This is a genomic window from Pseudomonas sp. BNK-30 (assembly GCF_047456185.1).
Lineage (GTDB): Bacteria > Pseudomonadota > Gammaproteobacteria > Pseudomonadales > Pseudomonadaceae > Aquipseudomonas > Aquipseudomonas putida_E.
This window is the reverse complement of record NZ_CP179904.1, coordinates 56,486-72,994: the sequence shown is the minus strand read 5'-3', so window position 1 is coordinate 72,994 and position 16,509 is coordinate 56,486. Positions and strand designations below refer to the sequence as shown.

17 protein-coding genes are annotated in these 16,509 nt (G+C 62.5%); 6 read left to right on the top strand and 11 right to left on the bottom strand.

Annotation, left to right across the window (positions count from 1 at the left end):
- Positions 1–86: 86 nt before the first annotated feature.
- The 3 genes from cgtA to rplU all read right to left on the bottom strand — a co-directional run bounded on the left by cgtA (position 87) and on the right by rplU (position 2,114).
- Positions 87–1,313, bottom strand: coding sequence for an Obg family GTPase CgtA (gene cgtA / locus ACMGGN_RS00380; RefSeq protein ID WP_046784592.1), 1,227 nt, complete (start codon positions 1,311–1,313; stop codon positions 87–89).
- 190 nt (positions 1,314–1,503) lie between these two features.
- The gene (gene rpmA / locus ACMGGN_RS00375; protein WP_008092023.1) at positions 1,504–1,761 is read right to left on the bottom strand and encodes a 50S ribosomal protein L27; all 258 of its coding nucleotides are present in this window, start codon (positions 1,759–1,761) and stop codon (positions 1,504–1,506) included.
- 38 nt (positions 1,762–1,799) lie between these two features.
- Positions 1,800–2,114 (bottom strand): 50S ribosomal protein L21, encoded by a 315-nt coding sequence (gene rplU, locus ACMGGN_RS00370; RefSeq protein ID WP_008092021.1) that lies wholly within the window; start codon positions 2,112–2,114, stop codon positions 1,800–1,802.
- A 245-nt stretch (positions 2,115–2,359) separates the two neighbouring features.
- On the opposite strand from rplU, the gene ACMGGN_RS00365 reads away from it, so the two are divergent.
- The 3 genes from ACMGGN_RS00365 to ACMGGN_RS00355 all read left to right on the top strand — a co-directional run bounded on the left by ACMGGN_RS00365 (position 2,360) and on the right by ACMGGN_RS00355 (position 4,159).
- On the top strand, positions 2,360–3,328 hold the full coding sequence (locus ACMGGN_RS00365; protein ID WP_039603156.1) for a polyprenyl synthetase family protein: 969 nt from the start codon (positions 2,360–2,362) through the stop codon (positions 3,326–3,328).
- Positions 3,329–3,488: 160 nt separating this feature from the next.
- On the top strand, positions 3,489–3,830 hold the full coding sequence (locus tag ACMGGN_RS00360; RefSeq protein WP_012316300.1) for a zinc ribbon domain-containing protein YjdM: 342 nt from the start codon (positions 3,489–3,491) through the stop codon (positions 3,828–3,830).
- Between the two features lie 83 nt (positions 3,831–3,913).
- Positions 3,914–4,159, top strand: coding sequence for a hypothetical protein (locus tag ACMGGN_RS00355; RefSeq protein ID WP_039603155.1), 246 nt, complete (start codon positions 3,914–3,916; stop codon positions 4,157–4,159).
- Between the two features lie 117 nt (positions 4,160–4,276).
- On the opposite strand, the gene ACMGGN_RS00350 is transcribed toward ACMGGN_RS00355, so the two are convergent.
- From ACMGGN_RS00350 to ACMGGN_RS00330, 5 genes are all read right to left on the bottom strand, one after another.
- Positions 4,277–4,894, bottom strand: a complete 618-nt coding sequence (locus ACMGGN_RS00350; protein ID WP_012316302.1) for an FKBP-type peptidyl-prolyl cis-trans isomerase — start codon at positions 4,892–4,894, stop codon at positions 4,277–4,279.
- Between the two features lie 85 nt (positions 4,895–4,979).
- Positions 4,980–5,285: a DUF6482 family protein gene (locus ACMGGN_RS00345; protein ID WP_046784593.1), complete on the bottom strand. Its 306-nt coding sequence runs from the start codon at positions 5,283–5,285 to the stop codon at positions 4,980–4,982.
- 144 nt (positions 5,286–5,429) lie between these two features.
- On the bottom strand, positions 5,430–5,918 hold the full coding sequence (locus ACMGGN_RS00340) for a TIGR00645 family protein (protein WP_012316304.1): 489 nt from the start codon (positions 5,916–5,918) through the stop codon (positions 5,430–5,432).
- Between the two features lie 201 nt (positions 5,919–6,119).
- Positions 6,120–6,458, bottom strand: coding sequence for a hypothetical protein (locus ACMGGN_RS00335; RefSeq protein ID WP_012316305.1), 339 nt, complete (start codon positions 6,456–6,458; stop codon positions 6,120–6,122).
- Positions 6,459–6,621: 163 nt separating this feature from the next.
- Positions 6,622–9,060 carry a Lon protease family protein gene (locus tag ACMGGN_RS00330; RefSeq protein WP_046784595.1) on the bottom strand — a complete coding sequence of 813 codons (2,439 nt, stop codon included), beginning with the start codon at positions 9,058–9,060 and terminating at the stop codon, positions 6,622–6,624.
- Between the two features lie 251 nt (positions 9,061–9,311).
- Between ACMGGN_RS00330 and ACMGGN_RS00325 the strand changes: the two genes are divergently transcribed.
- The 3 genes from ACMGGN_RS00325 (at position 9,312) to ACMGGN_RS00315 (ending at position 12,427) form a co-directional block, all read left to right on the top strand.
- Positions 9,312–9,800: a DUF3015 domain-containing protein gene (locus tag ACMGGN_RS00325; protein WP_012316307.1), complete on the top strand. Its 489-nt coding sequence runs from the start codon at positions 9,312–9,314 to the stop codon at positions 9,798–9,800.
- A 74-nt stretch (positions 9,801–9,874) separates the two neighbouring features.
- Positions 9,875–11,728 (top strand): DUF4105 domain-containing protein, encoded by a 1,854-nt coding sequence (locus ACMGGN_RS00320; RefSeq protein ID WP_414156370.1) that lies wholly within the window; start codon positions 9,875–9,877, stop codon positions 11,726–11,728.
- A gap of 201 nt (positions 11,729–11,929) precedes the next feature.
- Entirely contained in the window at positions 11,930–12,427 is a 498-nt protein-coding gene (locus ACMGGN_RS00315; RefSeq protein WP_119687790.1) for a GreA/GreB family elongation factor, read from the top strand.
- 36 nt (positions 12,428–12,463) lie between these two features.
- Here the strand turns inward: ACMGGN_RS00315 and gdhA are convergent, their stop codons facing one another.
- The 3 genes from gdhA to ACMGGN_RS00300 all read right to left on the bottom strand — a co-directional run bounded on the left by gdhA (position 12,464) and on the right by ACMGGN_RS00300 (position 16,321).
- On the bottom strand, positions 12,464–13,804 hold the full coding sequence (gene gdhA / locus ACMGGN_RS00310; RefSeq protein ID WP_046784598.1) for an NADP-specific glutamate dehydrogenase: 1,341 nt from the start codon (positions 13,802–13,804) through the stop codon (positions 12,464–12,466).
- 244 nt (positions 13,805–14,048) lie between these two features.
- Positions 14,049–15,716, bottom strand: coding sequence for an energy-dependent translational throttle protein EttA (gene ettA, locus ACMGGN_RS00305; protein WP_012316311.1), 1,668 nt, complete (start codon positions 15,714–15,716; stop codon positions 14,049–14,051).
- A 206-nt stretch (positions 15,717–15,922) separates the two neighbouring features.
- Complete coding sequence (locus tag ACMGGN_RS00300; protein WP_046784618.1) at positions 15,923–16,321, bottom strand: hypothetical protein; 399 nt, start codon at positions 16,319–16,321, stop codon at positions 15,923–15,925.
- Positions 16,322–16,509 lie beyond the last annotated feature (188 nt).

The following is a 16,509-nucleotide window of genomic DNA, read 5'->3' as shown; positions in this document are numbered from 1 at the left end:
TTCTCTTCCAACCTATGTCGAATCTGTAGATACCGTGGATACAAAAACGCCGCTCCAGAGAGCGGCGTTTAGTGTACTGCAACCGGTCAGTCGCGCACGTAAATGATTTCCGGGCCGTCTTCGTCGTCCTCGAAATCATCGTCCCACGCGTCATCGTCGCCGATGTCATGCACGCTCTTGACGCCAGTACGACGCAGGGTACGGGCGTCGTCCAGGGCCTGCAGCTGGGCACGGGCTTCGTCTTCGATGCGCTGGTCGAGGTCGGCCAGCTCTTCAGCGTAGGCCGGGTCATTGGCCAGGCGATCGGCACGGTCTTCGATGTAGCGCATCAGGTCATGAGTGAGCTGCTCGGTGCCCTGCTTGGCGATGGCCGAGATCACGTAGACCGGGCCTTCCCACTGCAGACGCTCGACCACTTCCTTGACGCGCTCGTCGCGCTCGTCGTCCATCAGCATGTCCGCCTTGTTCAGCACCAGCCAGCGCTCACGGTCGGTCAGCGACGGGCTGAAGCGGGTCAGCTCGTTGATGATCACTTCAGCGGCATCGGCCGGGCTGCTGCCGTCCAGCGGCGCCAGGTCGACCAGGTGCAGCAGCACGCGAGTACGGGCCAGGTGCTTGAGGAAGCGGATACCCAGGCCGGCACCGTCGGATGCGCCTTCGATCAGGCCAGGGATGTCGGCAACGACGAAGCTCTTCCAGCGGTCGACGCTGACCACGCCCAGGTTCGGCACCAGGGTGGTGAATGGGTAGTCGGCAACCTTCGGCTTGGCGGCCGACACCGAACGGATGAAGGTGCTCTTGCCGGCATTCGGCAGGCCCAGCAGGCCCACGTCGGCCAGGACTTTCAGCTCCATCTTCAGGTCGCGCTGGTCACCCGGCTTGCCTGGGGTGGTCTGGCGCGGCGCACGGTTGGTGCTGGATTTGAAACGGGTGTTGCCCAGGCCGTGCCAGCCGCCTTGGGCGACCATCAGCTTCTGGCCAGGGGTGACCAGGTCACCGATCACTTCCTGGGTGGAAGCGTCGATCACCGTGGTACCGACCGGCACACGCAGGAACAGGTCCTCACCCTTCTTGCCGGTGCAATCGGTGCTGCCACCGTTGGCGCCGCGCTGGGCTTCGTGGTGACGGGTGTAGCGGTAGTCAACCAGGGTGTTGAGGTTTTCGTCGGCCACCATGTACACCGAGCCGCCATCGCCACCGTCACCCCCGTTGGGGCCACCGTTCTCGATGAACTTCTCGCGACGGAAGCTCATGCAACCGTTACCGCCATCACCGGCCTTGACCCGGATGGATACTTCGTCAACAAACTTCATTCAAAAACCGCCTCTCGCCTTCCGACGAGCTGAATACTTAAAAAACCTGAGGCTCTTGCAAAAATGAGCGCGGCGGCCCCGTACGACCGAAGAAACCCACGCCGGCAGCCCATACAAACAGCTTTGCAAGAGGCTCACCACAAACGAAAAAGCCCCGTCGCATGACGGGGCTTCTGGAGCGACGTCGCGATTAAGCGGCGACGATGCTCACGTAACGGCGGTTGAACTCGCCTTTCTTCTCGAACTTGATCACGCCTTCGATCTTGGCGAACAGGGTGTGATCCTTGCCCATGCCAACGCCGTAGCCGGCGTGGAACTGGGTGCCGCGCTGACGGACGATGATGTTGCCGGCCTTGACGACCTGGCTGCCATACATCTTCACGCCAAGGCGTTTCGATTCTGAGTCGCGACCGTTACGAGTACTACCACCAGCCTTCTTGTGAGCCATGGTTCAATTCTCCAAATAAATTCAGGGGATCTGAGCGATTAAGCCTGGATACCGGTGATTTTGATCTCGGTGAACCACTGGCGGTGGCCCATACGCTTCATGTGGTGCTTACGACGACGGAACTTGATGATGCGTACTTTATCGTGACGGCCTTGCGAAACGACTTCGGCAACAACTTTAGCGCCAGCGACGACTGGAGCGCCGATGGTGACTTCTTCACCGTTGGCAACCAGCAGAACGCGATCGAAAGTCACGGATTCGCCAGTGGCGATTTCCAGCTTTTCGATTTTGAGGAATTCACCTTCAGCGACTTTGTACTGCTTGCCGCCGGTAACGATTACTGCGTAAGACATGGGTATTTCTCCGATAATCCTGCTCACCCAGCGCTTTATATGATGAGTATTGGCTGGCATGGCTGCACAGGGCTGGAACGGCCCGGCGCAATTGCGTAAGGCAGGTGCTGCCCAGGAAGTTAGGGTGCGCGATTGTACGCAACCCGGGTTTTGCTTGCAAGTACCGGCCCCGCTCACCGGGCGGCGCGCCTTGACACACCGGGACCCGCGACCTAGCATGCCGCGCAACCTCACTGGAGCAGCCGATGCAACCCCAAACCTTCTACCGCGCGGTAGCTGACGATTTCAGCGCCGTCGACGAGATCATCAAGAAGCAGCTGACCTCGCGCGTGCCGCTGGTATCGAAGATCGGCGACTATATCACGTCGGCCGGCGGCAAGCGCCTGCGCCCCCTGCTGGTGCTGCTGTGCGGCAAGGCCCTGGGCCGCGAGGGTGACGACCTGCGCCTGCTCGCCGCAACCATCGAGTTCCTGCACACCGCCACCCTGCTGCACGACGATGTGGTCGACATGTCCGGCATGCGCCGCGGCCGCTCCACCGCCAATGCCCTGTGGGGCAACGCACCGAGCGTGCTGGTGGGCGACTTCCTTTATTCGCGCTCGTTCGAAATGATGGTCGAGCTGGGCTCCATGCCGGTCATGCAGATCCTCTCCAAGGCCACCCGGGTGATCGCCGAAGGCGAAGTGCTGCAGCTGTCGCGCGTGCGCGATGCCAGCACCACCGAAGAGGTGTACATGGAGGTCATCCGCGGCAAGACCGCCATGCTGTTCGAGGCCTCGACCCACAGCGCCGCCGCGCTGGCCGGTGCCACCGACGAGCAGCGCGAGGCCCTGCGCACCTTCGGCGACCACCTGGGCGTGGCCTTCCAGCTGGTCGACGACCTGCTGGACTACAAAGGCGATTCGCAGACCCTGGGCAAGAACGTCGGCGACGACCTGGCCGAAGGCAAGCCAACCCTGCCGCTGATCTACACCATGCGTGAAGGCACGCCAGAGCAGGCTGCACTGGTGCGCAAGGCGATCCAGAAGGGTGGCCTGGAAGACCTGGAGCAGATCCGCGTGGCGGTCGAAGCTTCGGGTGCGCTGGACTACACCGCGCAGCTGGCACGTGATTACGTGAAGCGGGCCATTGAGTGCCTGGAAGTGCTGCCGGCCAGCCAATACCGGGATGCACTGGTCGAGCTGAGTGAGTTTGCGGTAGCGCGCACACACTAAGATCGCGCCACCCTCTTCGCGGGCAAGCCCGCTCCACAGGATCCGCGTGGTTCCAGAGGAGCAGGCTTGCCCGCGATGCATTTGTACGGACAAAAACACTTCCCCGTTAAAACCTTATACAATATGGGCCTTTAACCGTCTGTCTGTTTAAGGAACCGAAGTGAGCACTTTGCCGCCCTGCCCCAAATGCAATTCTGAATACACCTACGAGGATGGCACCCAGCTGATCTGCCCCGAATGCGCCCACGAGTGGTCGGCCAACGGCGAAGCCGATGCCGGCAGCGATGACGTGGTGAAAAAGGATTCGGTGGGCAACGTGCTGCAGGACGGCGACACCGTCACCGTGATCAAGGACCTCAAGGTCAAAGGCTCCTCCCTGGTGGTCAAGGTCGGCACCAAGGTCAAGAACATCCGCCTGTGCGACGGCGACCACGACATCGACTGCAAGATCGACGGCATTGGCGCCATGAAGCTGAAGTCGGAATTCGTGCGCAAGGTCTGATTACATAAAAAACAGCCAATAGTCTCTTGCTATTTTGATAATAAGAATTATTCTCATTGGACTGCTATCCAAGGAGAATAGCCATGACTTATCTGATCGACGCCTGGCTGGACCGCCCCCACCCTTACCTGCGCATCCTGCATCGCGAAACCGGCGAAGTGTGCGCCATGCTCGAAGAAGAAGCGCTCGACGAGCTGCGTGACCAGGGCGACCTGGACATGAGCGGGCTGAATTCGAGTGAGCCGGTGGTGCTCAAGGAGCTGGTGCGCAATCTGTTCCTGTTTTGCTATGCGCGGGCATTGCGCCCGGTGGGAACAGACTGGAATTGATCGGCATAGCGAGGGCTTTGCCCTCGTTCGCGACACAAGGCCGCTCCTACAAGAGCATCATGGGCCTGTAGGAGCGGCCTTGTGTCGCGAATGGGCCGCAAAGCGGCCCCAGAGGCATTACAGAACGTCGAGCAGCTCGACGTCGAATACCAGCACGCTGTGCGGCGGGATGCTGCCAACGCCTTGGGCGCCGTAGGCAAGCTCGCTCGGCACATACAGGCGCCATTTGCTGCCAGCGTTCATCAGCTGCAGGGCTTCGGTCCAGCCAGCGATCACGCCACCGACCGGGAATTCAGCCGGCTGGCCACGCTCGTAGGAGCTGTCGAACACGGTGCCGTCGATCAGCGTGCCGTGGTAGTGGGTACGCACGTTGCTTTCGCGGGTCGGCTTGGCGCCTTCGCCAGCGGTCAGCACTTCGAACTGCAGGCCCGAAGCGAGGGTGGTGATGCCTTCACGCTTGGCGTTCTCGGCCAGGAATTCCTTGCCGGTGGCAGCCGCAGCTTCAGCCTTGGCAGCAGCTTCTGCTTGCATCACGTCACGGATGACCTTGAAGCTGGCCGACAGGTCGGCTTCGCTGACGCGGCTGTCGGCACCGTTGAAGGCGTCGGTCAGGCCGGCCACGATCGCTTCCAGGTTGACGCCCGGTGGCGGGTTGTCGCGCAGCTGGCCGCCCAGCTGACGGCCGATGCCGTAGCTTACGCGGGTTTCGTCGGTGGACAGGTTGAGTTCGGACATTGTCGTGCTCCACTGCAGGGCGCAGTGCAGCCGCGCCCTTGATGAAAAGGGCGAGCAGCCTAGCACACTGGGAAGCTGCGAGCAGCTACCAGGCCGAACGCTGGGAAATGGGTACCTTGAGGTCTTCTTCGGGGTGCGAACCCATGCCGCACATTTCGTCCTGCACAGACCAGTGCACCAGGTTCATCGAGACCATCGGGATGGCTTGCAGCAACTTGCGGGCGTCTTCCACCGAGTGCACGCGCAGGCGTTCACCGCGGGTATCGGCAAGGGGGTGGGCGTGGCCCTTGATGCGGGCCTCGAGCAGATAATCACCACCTTCGATGGCGATCAGGTTCACTTCGTCGACATGGCCGGCCCTGGCCTCGGTATTGAGCTGATGCAGGTTCATGAGAGCACCTCGCTGCTGGAACCAGGCATGAGTGCTCATTTTTCGTACAGGACCAGGGAATACACAAGGCATTGCTGACGCCGCTCGTCAGTTGGGCCGCGCTGGCCCCAGCACCGGTACGCCGGCGATGGGGCCCGAAAGCACTCAGTGCTTGGTGACTTTGTCCAGGTAGCCCATGCAGAACGCCGACACCACGAAGGTCATGTGGATGATCACGTACCACATCAGGTAGTCGGTAGAAATGTTCTGCGCGTCCATGAACACCCGCAGCAGGTGGATGGAGGAAATGGCCACGATCGAGGCGGCGACCTTCATCTTCAGCGACGAAGAGTCCATCTTGCCCAGCCAGTTGAGCTTCTCCTTGCTGTCGTCGATGTCCAGCTGCGAGACGAAGTTCTCGTAGCCGGAGATCATCACCATGACCAGCAGGCCGCCCACCAGCGACATGTCGATCAGCGACAGGATCACCAGGATCAGGTCGGCTTCGCTCAGGGCAAAGACGTTGGGCAGGACGTGGATGACTTCCTGGAAAAACTTCAGCGCCAAGGCCAACAGGCCGAGGGACAGGCCGAAGTAGATGGGGGCGAGCAGCCAGCGCGAGGCATACATCGCGTTTTCGAGAATACGTTCCATGGAGGGTTGGGACTCGTCAGGTGACTAAAAAAGCGACGCCGAGTATAGCCAGCCACCTGTTACAGCAAAAGCCCGGCCTGAAGGGGGCTGCCGTGCAGCGCAACCGCCGACAAGCCGGCTACCTCAGGTACACCACTGCCTTGGTAAGCAGTGAGGCCCCAGTGCGAGCCGGCTTGCCGGCGATTGGGCCAGAAGAGGCGCTCAGGTTTCAGGATGGAACTGGTAATCCCCCAGGTTGCGACAACGTTCACCGTTGATCCGGCGCAACTGCGCCTGCAGGTGCAGGCACCAGATCTGCGGATCCTCGGCCACCTGGTACCCATGCAGGGTCAGGCTGTCGACAATGGCGTTGAGCACCGACTCGGCCACCAACGGCCCATGGAACGGCCCTTGGGCCTTGATGGCTGAGGGTTGTTCACCGGCCATGCCGGCAGCGAACAGCAAGGTCCACATGCCGTTATCACCGGCCAGCGGGCGAATGCTGCATTCGATACGCGTCACCAGGCCCAGGCACTGGCGAGTGAGGCAGAGGTTGCGCATGGCCGCGTCCCCCTCCAATAAGCCGTATTCAGCTCGAAACGTTCGGGCTGTTTCCATCCTGAACCCTGATACCGTCCTAAGTTCCAGCATAGAATAGCGGCGCAAAAAGATGGAAAACCGGCGCTGAACGGTAGCACATGGCCGCTAGCGCCGATTTATTGACTCAGGCTGGCTTGGCCTGGGCAATCACCTCTTCCAGGCGTTCCTTTTCCGCCTTCTCGATGTCTTCCTCGCTGATCATCTCGGCGATCTCGCGCAAGCGCTCGACCACCCGGGCGTTGACGCTGCCTTCGGTGAACTGGCCCTGCTCGTCCTGCTCCCCGGCGTCCTCACCCACCAGCAGGCTCAGCGCCTCGTCAGCCTGGCTGACCGCATAGACGTGGAACACGCCGTTCTCGACCGCCTGCAGCACACGCTCATCGAGCATCAATGTCGCCACATTGGCACGCGGGATGATCACCCCCTGCTCGCCCGTCAGGCCACGGGCCTCACACAGGCGGAAGAAGCCTTCGATCTTCTCGTTGACCCCACCCACCGCCTGCACTTCACCAAACTGGTTGATCGAGCCGGTGATCGCGAAGCACTGCTTGAGCGGGGTGCGCGACAGTGCCGAGATCAGCGTGCAGGCCTCACCCAGCGAGGCACTGTCACCGTCCACATAGCCGTAGGACTGCTCCAGGGCAATGCTCGCGGAAATCGCCAAGGGGAATTCCTGGGCATAGCGGCTGCCCAGGTAACCGGTGAGGATCATCACCCCCTTGGAGTGGATCGGCTGGCCCAGGTTGACCTCGCGCTCGATGTCGACGATGCCGCTGCCGCCCGGGTAGACGGTGGCGGAAATGCGCGCCGGCATGCCGAACGCCGAGTCGCCGACCTCCAGCACGGTCAGGCCGTTGCACTTGCCGATAGCCGCGCCTTCGGTGTCGATCAGAATGATGCCGGCGAGCATGTCGTCGAGCACGCGCTGCGAAACGCGCCCGGTGCGGGTGGCCTTGGCCTTGAGCGCACGCTCGATATGCCCGGCGTCAGTCATCTCGTCACTGGCCAGCTGGCGGATGAAATCGGCCTCGCTGACCAGCTGGAACAGGTCACCGATTCGCGCCGACAGGCGCGACTGGTTTTCCGCCAGGCGCGCACTGTAGGTGGCCAGGCGCGCCACCGCATCGCTGGTCAGCGGCGCCATGCCCTCCTCGTTGGTGCGGGTGCGCAACAGCTGGGCGAACTGCTCGAGGTTCTCGTCGACCATCGGCATGTCTTCGTCGAAATCCACCAGCACCCGGAACATCTCCTGGAAGTCCGGGTCATGGTCCTGCAACGCGTAGTACAGCTGACGCGAGCCGATGATCACCAGCTTGACGTTGAGCGGGATCATCTGCGGCGTCAGGCTGACGCTGGCGACACGGCCCAGCTCACCGATCGGCGACTCCATCTTCAACTTGCGCGACTGCAGGGCGCGCTTGAGCGCATCCCAGACGAACGGCTCGCCGAGCATCTTCTCCGCTTCAAGGATCAGGAAGCCACCGTTGGCACGGTGCAGCGCGCCTGGGCGCAGTTGGCGGTAGGAGGTGTACAGCGCCCCTTGGTCGGTGCTGTATTCGATCCGCCCGAACAGGTTGTCGTAAGTTGGGTGCGGTTCGAACACCACAGGGGCGCCACCGACGGCGTGGTGGCCGACCACCAGGCTTGGGGCGTATTGCTCTTCGAGCAGCTTGCGCGCCACGGCGTCGGTCTTGCTGTCATCGACCAGTTGCTCGACCACGGTACGCAGCAGGTTCAACTGCACCGATTGCAGGTAGGCGCACACCGCGGCGTTCTCGGCGTACTTTTCCGACAGCGGCGCCAGCAATGGCTGCAGCGCCAGGGTAATGGTTTCTTCGTTGAGCTGGCGCAGGTGGTTGTTCGACTCGCGCTTCCACTGTGGCAGGCTGGCCAGTTCTTCATTGAGGCGCTCCTCAAGGAAGGCGATGTCCTCGTGAAACTGCTCGCGGACCTCTTCCGGCAGCTGGGCGAATTCGGCTTCGTCCAGGGCCTTGCCGTCGGCCATCGGGGTGAAGGCGACATTGCTGGCGTCGCGATACAGGGCCACGTCCTTTTCCAGCGAGGCGCGCTCGATGACATCCAGGGCGCGGTCGTAACGCTGGTTGAAGGCGCGGTCGATGGCGCCCTTCTTCTGCTGGTAGGACGGGTGCTCGAACACCGCCGGGAAGGTCGCCAGCAGGTTGTCGATCAGGCCGCCCATGTCGCTGATGAATTCTGCGGCGCTGCCCGACGGCAGCTCCAGTGCCCGCGGCTCGCGGGTGTCATCGAAGTGGTTGACGTAGACCCAGTCGGCCGGGGTCTGCTGGCGCTTGCCCTCGGCCTTGAGGTAGCGCTTGACGAACGAGAAGCGCCCGGTGCCGGGCTCGCCCATCACATACACGTTGTAACCAGGGCGTGGCATGGCCACGCCGAACTGCAGGGCCTCGACAGCACGTTCCTGGCCCAGGACTCCGCGAAACGGCTCCAGATCGTCGGTATTGGCAAAGGCAAACTGCTCGGGGGAAAAACGCCTGGTCAAAGCTTCAGGCGCGAGACGCAGGCGCGCAGCGACGGGATCGGGCATTGGGTTTCCTTACTTCGGCGGGGCAGATACGCAGCATTCTGGCGCTGCCCGCGCGCGCCTTGCAAGGCTCAGCGGGACTTTATGTCGCAGTATCGATTAGCGACCCAAGCAAATTTTTCGCAATCAACGACGCAACCTTTAGATCGTGCCTAAACTCCAAGCTGCGCGGGTGGGTGAAAAGCTTTCCCGACCTGGCAACCGAGTTGCCAGCAACCCTGACCCTTGGTTAAGACAAATAGAGAACAAATGCTATGAAACGGATTCTTCTGGGTACTCTGTTCACCGTAGTCTCACTCAATGCCATGGCCGAAGCGCCAGGCGGCCCGAACTGCGGCTGGGGCAACATGCTGTTCGAAGGCCAGCGCGGCACGCCGGCTCACTTCCTGGCATCCACCACCAACGGTACGTCCGGTAACGCCACCTTCGGCATGACCTCCGGCACCAACGGCTGCTCCACCAAGGCCTCGCTGACCTATGGCGGCAAGTCCTGGTTCGCCATGAATGGCATGATGAACGAACTGTCCGAAGACATGGCCATGGGCCAGGGCGAAGCACTCACCACCTACGCGGTGGTACTGGGTGTGGCGCCGGAAGACCGCGGCTACTTCAACTCGGTCACCCACCAGCACTTCAACCAGATCTTCAGCAGCGCTGACGTGAATGCCGAAACTGTCCACAGCAACACCCTGGCCGTTCTGAAGAACGACCCACGCCTGGCCAAGTACGCTACCGAGGCCTAAGCGCAGCTGCTCCCGCCCCGCTCGGGGCGGGTTTTCGCCTTTTTATCGGCATCGTTAAGAAGTAGTTGCCCGACATGCTCAAACGCCTCGCTTACCTGGCGCTGTGTGCCTGCGCCCCTGTTCATGCCGCGCCTGCGCTGGATGAAGGCCGTCTCCAGCAACTGGCCAATACCCCCTACTGGATTGCCCTGGGCCATTACGAAACCGCCAAGCTCGGCGGCTGGCGCAGCTATGTAGACGACCGCAAATTCTTCCTCGCCGAGGACGGTGCGCACCACCCGGACCAGGAACTGCGGGCTACGGTGCAAGCGCTGTATGCCCCGGCCAGCCTGGGCGACAAGCATGCCCAATGCGTGTTCCCCGCACGCACCCGCTGGCTGACCGAGCAACTGGGCCTGCAAGGTTTGCCGCAGCCGGACTGCCAGGAGTTCAAGACCTGGTACAAATCGGTCGACCCGCACAGCGCGGCACTGATCTTCCCGGCGGCCTACCTGAACAGCCCGTCATCGATGTTCGGCCATACCCTGCTGCGCATCGACCAGTCCAACACGCGCAGCGACGACACCACGCTGCTGAGTTACGCCATCAACTTCGGCGCCTATATCGAAGGCAGCGACAACAGCATCCTGTACGCCTGGAAGGGCCTGATGGGCGGCTATCCCGGGCTGTTTGCCCTGATGCCCTACCAGGAAAAACTCTCGGAATACCGCAGCCTGGAAAACCGCGACCTGTGGGAGTACCAGCTGGACCTCACCCCGGAAGAAACCGGGCGCATGGTCGAGCATGTGTGGGAACTCAAGCAAGTCCAGTTCGATTATTTCTTCTTCGACGAAAACTGCTCCTACCGCCTGCTGGAACTGCTGCAGGTGGCGCGGCCGAGCCTGGACCTGACCTCGCAGTTCCCGCTGACCGCGATCCCCACCGACACGGTCAAGGCCGTGAAACAGTCGGGCATGGTCGCCAGCGAGACCTACCGGCCCTCGCGTGAACGGGAATTGTTGGCCCGGGCCGAACCGCTGGACCTCGATGAGAAGCGCCAGGTGCTGGCCGTCAGTGCCGACACTGCGCAGTTGCAGAGCCCGGCATTCACCGCCCTGCCCCGCGAGCGCCAGGCCTTGGTGCAGGATGCCGCCTACCGCCTGGAACGTTACCGAGCCAACGGCCAGGAGCGCGACCCCGGCCAGGCACGGCGCAGCTTCGAGCTGTTGCGGGCGATCAACCGCAACCCGCCACCGCCCCTGCAAATTGAACGCCCCGGCCTGCCCGAGGACGGGCACGACTCACGCACCTGGCAGCTTGGCGTCGGCACCCGGGAAGACCGCGCCTATGCCGAATACGGGCTGCGCATGGCGTATCACGACCTGAACGACAATGCCTACGGCTTCCCGCTCGGCGCGCAGATCGAGATCCTGCAGCTCAAGGTGCGCCAGTACGAAGGCAACGACTGGCAAGTGCAACGCCTGGACCTGGCCACCATTCGCTCACTGACCCCTCGCAACGAACTGCTCAAGCCCTGGTCGTGGCAGGTCGCCGGTGGCCTGGAGCGGGTGCCGGGCAAGCATGACGACGAAGTGCTGGTGAGCCATGTCAACGGCGGTGCCGGCGGCACCTGGCAGTTGGCCGATGGGCTGCTGGGCTTTGCCTTGGGCACGGTGCGGGTCGAGCACCATAACGACTTCGCCCAGTTCATCGCCCCGGCGGCGGGGTTCAATGGCGGGCTGCTGTGGCGCAACGGGCTGGGCAACATGACACTGGAAGCCAAAGGCGATTACTTCACCAATGGCGAAGTGCGGCGCAGTGTGAGCCTGAACCAGCAGTGGGAGATCAGCCAGAACCTGGGGCTGAGGCTGAGTGCCTCACGGGAGTTCAGCCACCTGGCTACTGCCCAGAATGAGGTGATGCTGGAGCTGAAGTGGTATCACTACTGACGCGCCCTGCTCTTCGTAGGAGGGGCCTTGTGTCGCGAAAGGGGCGCGCAGCGGCCCCAAGGCCTATGGCGTGGCAAGTAATGCCGGGGCCGCTGCGCAGCCCTTTCGCGACACAAGGCCGCTCCTACGACGGCCGCATCAAGGCCGGCGAGTGTGAACCCACCGGCTCTTTCACGCTGTTTTGAGCAAAAGGAGGTCCCTATGAGCCGCGCATTCGTCAACGAGGACCAAGCCGCCGCCCAGGCCGACCAGCCGGTGGAGCGGCACGTCAGCGACCAGCCCAACTACGTCACCACCAATGGCCTGCGCCAGCTGCAGCAGCGCGTGGCCGAACTCAATGCCTTGCGTGCCGAGCTGCAGGCCCTGGGCGAACAGGGCGACAAGCAACGCCTGGCCGATGCCGAGCGTGACTTGCGTTATTTCAGCGCCAGGGTGCAGAGCGCGCAGGTGGTGCCAGCTGCCACCTCGACCAGCAAGGTGCAGATTGGCAGCCGGGTGCGGTTTGCCGATGAGCAGGGGCAGGAACAGACCGTGCAACTGGTTGGGGAGGATGAAGCCGATGCCAGCCGGGGGCTGATCAATTGGGGGTCGCCATTGGGGCGGGCATTGCTGGGCGCAGGGCCTGGGGATGAAGTGATTTGGCGGCGGCCGGCGGGGGACCAGGTGATCGAGGTGATGGGTATCGTGGGTGAGGCCTGAAACAAAGGGGCCGCTGCGCGGCCCCAATCTTTCGAATCAGACCACGCCCTGGGCCAGCATCGCGTCCGCGACTTTGACGAAGCCGGCGATGTTGGCGCCTTTCACGTAGTTGATCTTGCCATCGGCCTCTTCACCGTAGTGCACGCAAGCATGGTGGATCGACTGCATGATGTGGTGCAGCTTGCTGTCCACTTCACCGGCGGTCCACAGCAGGCGCATGGCGTTCTGTGACATCTCCAGGCCCGAAACGGCCACGCCGCCGGCGTTGGATGCCTTGCCCGGTGCGTACAGGATGCCAGCCTCCAGGAAGATATCCACAGCCTCCAGCGTGGTCGGCATGTTGGCACCTTCCGCTACGCAGATGCAGCCATTGCGCAGCAGGGTGCGGGCGTCTTCGCTGCCCAGTTCGTTCTGCGTGGCACACGGCAGGGCGATGTCGCACGGCAGGCTCCATGGCGTCTGCCCCTTGCGGAACTCCAGGCCGAACTGATCGGCCAGTTCGCTGATGCGGCCACGCTTGACGTTCTTCAGCGCCATCACGGCGTCCCACTGGGCGTCGGTCAGGCCGGCTTCGGCGTAAAGGGTGCCTTCGGAGTCGGACAGCGAGATCACCTTGCCGCCCAGGTCCATGACCTTGCGCGCAGCGTACTGGGCAACGTTGCCGGAACCGGAAATTGCCACCCGACGACCGTCGATGCGCAGGCCCTGACGCTTGAGCATTTCTTCGGCGAAGTACACACAGCCATAGCCGGTGGCTTCAGGGCGGATCAGGCTGCCGCCGTAGGTCATGCCCTTGCCGGTCAGCACCGAAGTGAACTGGTTGGCCAGGCGCTTGTATTGGCCGAACATGAAGCCGATCTCGCGGGCGCCCACACCGATGTCACCGGCAGGCACGTCCAGGTCGGCGCCGATGTGGCGGTACAGCTCGCTCATGAAGGCCTGGCAGAAGCGCATCACTTCGGCGTCGCTCTTGCCCTTGGGGTCGAAGTCCGAGCCGCCCTTGCCGCCGCCCATGGGCAACGAGGTGAGGGAGTTCTTGAATACCTGTTCGAAGGCCAGGAACTTGAGCACACCCAGGTTTACCGAGGGGTGGAAACGCAGGCCGCCCTTGTAGGGGCCGATGGCACTGCTCATCTGGATGCGGTAGCCGCGGTTGACCTGAACCTTGCCTTGGTCATCGACCCACGACACGCGGAACAGCACCGCGCGCTCGGGTTCGACCATGCGCTCGAGAATGCCGGCCTGCAGGTAGTGTGGGTTGGCTTCGAGGAACGGCCAAAGGCTGCGCAGCACTTCTTCCACCGCCTGGTGGAATTCGGGCTGGGCCGGGTCGCGCTGCTTCAGGCGCTCGAGGAAATGGTCGACAGATTCGATCATGGGTAGACATCTCACCAAGAGGGATTGGACTTATTGGTTTTTTCTGGAATGTACCAAGAAGCAATCGCACTGGAATAGGGCGAAATGTCGTTTTTATGAAATTATTTGGTGCGTTTTATATAAGTGTATACAAAACAAGGTGCCTTCCGATGGCCGATCAGCCCGCCTGGCGGGACAGGCCACTTCATGCCAGGCACAAAAATGGGGCCCCTGAGGGCCCCATTCTTGTGCATCGGAAACCGGCTTACTGGGCCAGCTTCTTGTGCCGTACCCGGTGCGGCTGGGCAGCGGCGTCGCCCAGGCGCTTCTTGCGGTCGGCTTCGTACTCGGTGTAGTTACCTTCGAAGAACACCACGTTCGAGTCGTCTTCGTACGCCAGGATGTGGGTAGCCACACGGTCCAGGAACCAACGGTCGTGGGAAATCACGATCGCGGCGCCCGGGAAGTCCAGCAGGGCTTCCTCCAGCGAACGCAGGGTTTCGACGTCCAGGTCGTTGGACGGTTCGTCGAGCAGCAGCACGTTGCCGCCCTCTTTCAGGGTCAGGGCCAGGTGCAGACGGCCACGTTCACCACCGGAGAGGTCCTTGACGAACTTCTGCTGGTCGCCGCCCTTGAAGTTGAACCGGCCAACGTAGGTGCGCGACGGGATCTCGTAGTTGCCGATGCGGATCATGTCGGAGCCATCGGAGATCTGCTGGAACACGGTCTTGGCACCGTCCAGGTCCTCGCGGCTCTGGTCCACACAGGCCAGTTGCACGGTTTCGCCGATCTCGATGCTGCCCGAGTCCGGCTGTTCCTTGCCCATCAGCATGCGGAACAGGGTCGACTTACCGGCACCGTTACCACCGATCACGCCGACGATGGCACCTTTAGGCATGGCGAACGACAGGTTGTCGATCAGCACCCGGTCGCCATAGCCTTTGGAGACGTTCTTGAACTCGATGACCTTGTCGCCCAGGCGCGGGCCAGCCGGGATGTAGATCTCGTTGGTTTCGCTGCGCTTCTGGAATTCCTGCGACTGCATCTCTTCAAAGCGCTGCAGACGGGCCTTGGATTTGGACTGGCGGGCCTTGGCGCCTTTGCGCACCCACTCCAGTTCCTCTTTCATGGCCTTCTCGTGGGCGCTCTGCTGCTTGGATTCCTGCGCCAGACGGTCCGACTTGGCCTCCAGCCAACCCGAGTAGTTGCCTTCGTACGGGATGCCGGCGCCGCGGTCCAGCTCAAGGATCCAGCCTGCGACGTTATCGAGGAAGTAACGGTCGTGGGTAATCGCTACCACGGTGCCCGGGAAGTCGTGCAGGAAGCGCTCCAGCCAGGCCACCGAGTCGGCGTCCAGGTGGTTGGTGGGTTCGTCGAGCAGCAGCATGTCGGGTGCCGACAGCAGCAGACGGCACAGGGCCACACGGCGCTTCTCACCACCGGACAGGTGTTCGATGCGGGCATCCCAGGCCGGCAGGCGCAGGGCGTCGGCGGCGACGTCGAGCTGGCGCTCGAGGTTGTGGCCGTCGGCAGCCTGCAGGATGGATTCGAGCTTGGCCTGCTCGGCGGCCAGCTTGTCGAAGTCGGCGTCGGGTTCGGCGTAGGCAGCGTAGACCTCGTCCAGGCGGGCCTGGGCGTCCTTGATCACGCTGACCGCTTCTTCGACCACTTCGCGTACGGTCTTGCTCGGGTCCAGTTGCGGCTCCTGGGGCAGGTAGCCGACGTTGATGTCGGGCATCGGACGGGCTTCGCCGTCGAATTCCTTGTCGACGCCCGCCATGATCCGCAGCAGGGTCGATTTACCCGCGCCGTTCAGGCCGAGTACGCCGATCTTGGCGCCCGGGAAGAACGACAGGGAAATGTTCTTGAGAATTTCCCGCTTCGGCGGCACGACCTTGCTCAGCCGATGCATGGTGTAGACGTATTGAGCCAAAACCAAGCCCTCTAATCAGATAGGTAAAGACATCGACGATCGCCCCGGCCAGGTGGCCAGGCGGATGTGTTTACGGGGTGTCATTGAACAAAGTCGACCATTCTACGCCAACGCGCCGCGTTGCACAGGGTGGTCGGATGGTGGGGTCAACAGGGCCGCTGTGCGGCCCATTGGCGGCGGTGAGGCCGGTGCTGGCCCCACACAGATCAGACGTGACGCTGCTTTGCCTTGCCCCGCGGCAACCGGCAACGGTCGCCCTGCCCGGCCAGGCGCGCGGCCCAGGCAGATTTCACGCTGAAACCACCCTGGCGGGCAGGCTGCTCGGCAGCCTTGGCCGGCTTGGCGGCAGGTTTGTTCACGGCCTTGCTGGCCGGTTTCACTGCAGCCTCAGCCCCAGCTTCGACCGGGGCTACTGCCGCCTTGGCGGTCTTGCGCAGCTCGGCCAGCGACGGCGCCTTGGCTTTCGAGGCCGAGGCCTCAGGTTTGACCAGCGAACGCTGGCACGACTTGCAGGATACATCCTCGGTCACGGCAGTGCTGACAAGGGTCTGACTGCTGCGCCCACAGGCGGAATCGAGGCCATTGGTGGAAAAGTGAGTAACCAAAACCGAACATCTCCGATGCGTTGTCATTGAAGCGGGCGGCATTCTCGCACAGCAAGCAAGGCATTGCCGAACGGGCAGGTTTCATCGCGACCATCGGCACCCGATAGCAGGGCTGGCACTTTGCCATAATGACAGGCATGCTAGCCCGTTTCGGGTATACGGCCTTATAGTGCGCAACCGCGGTGCGG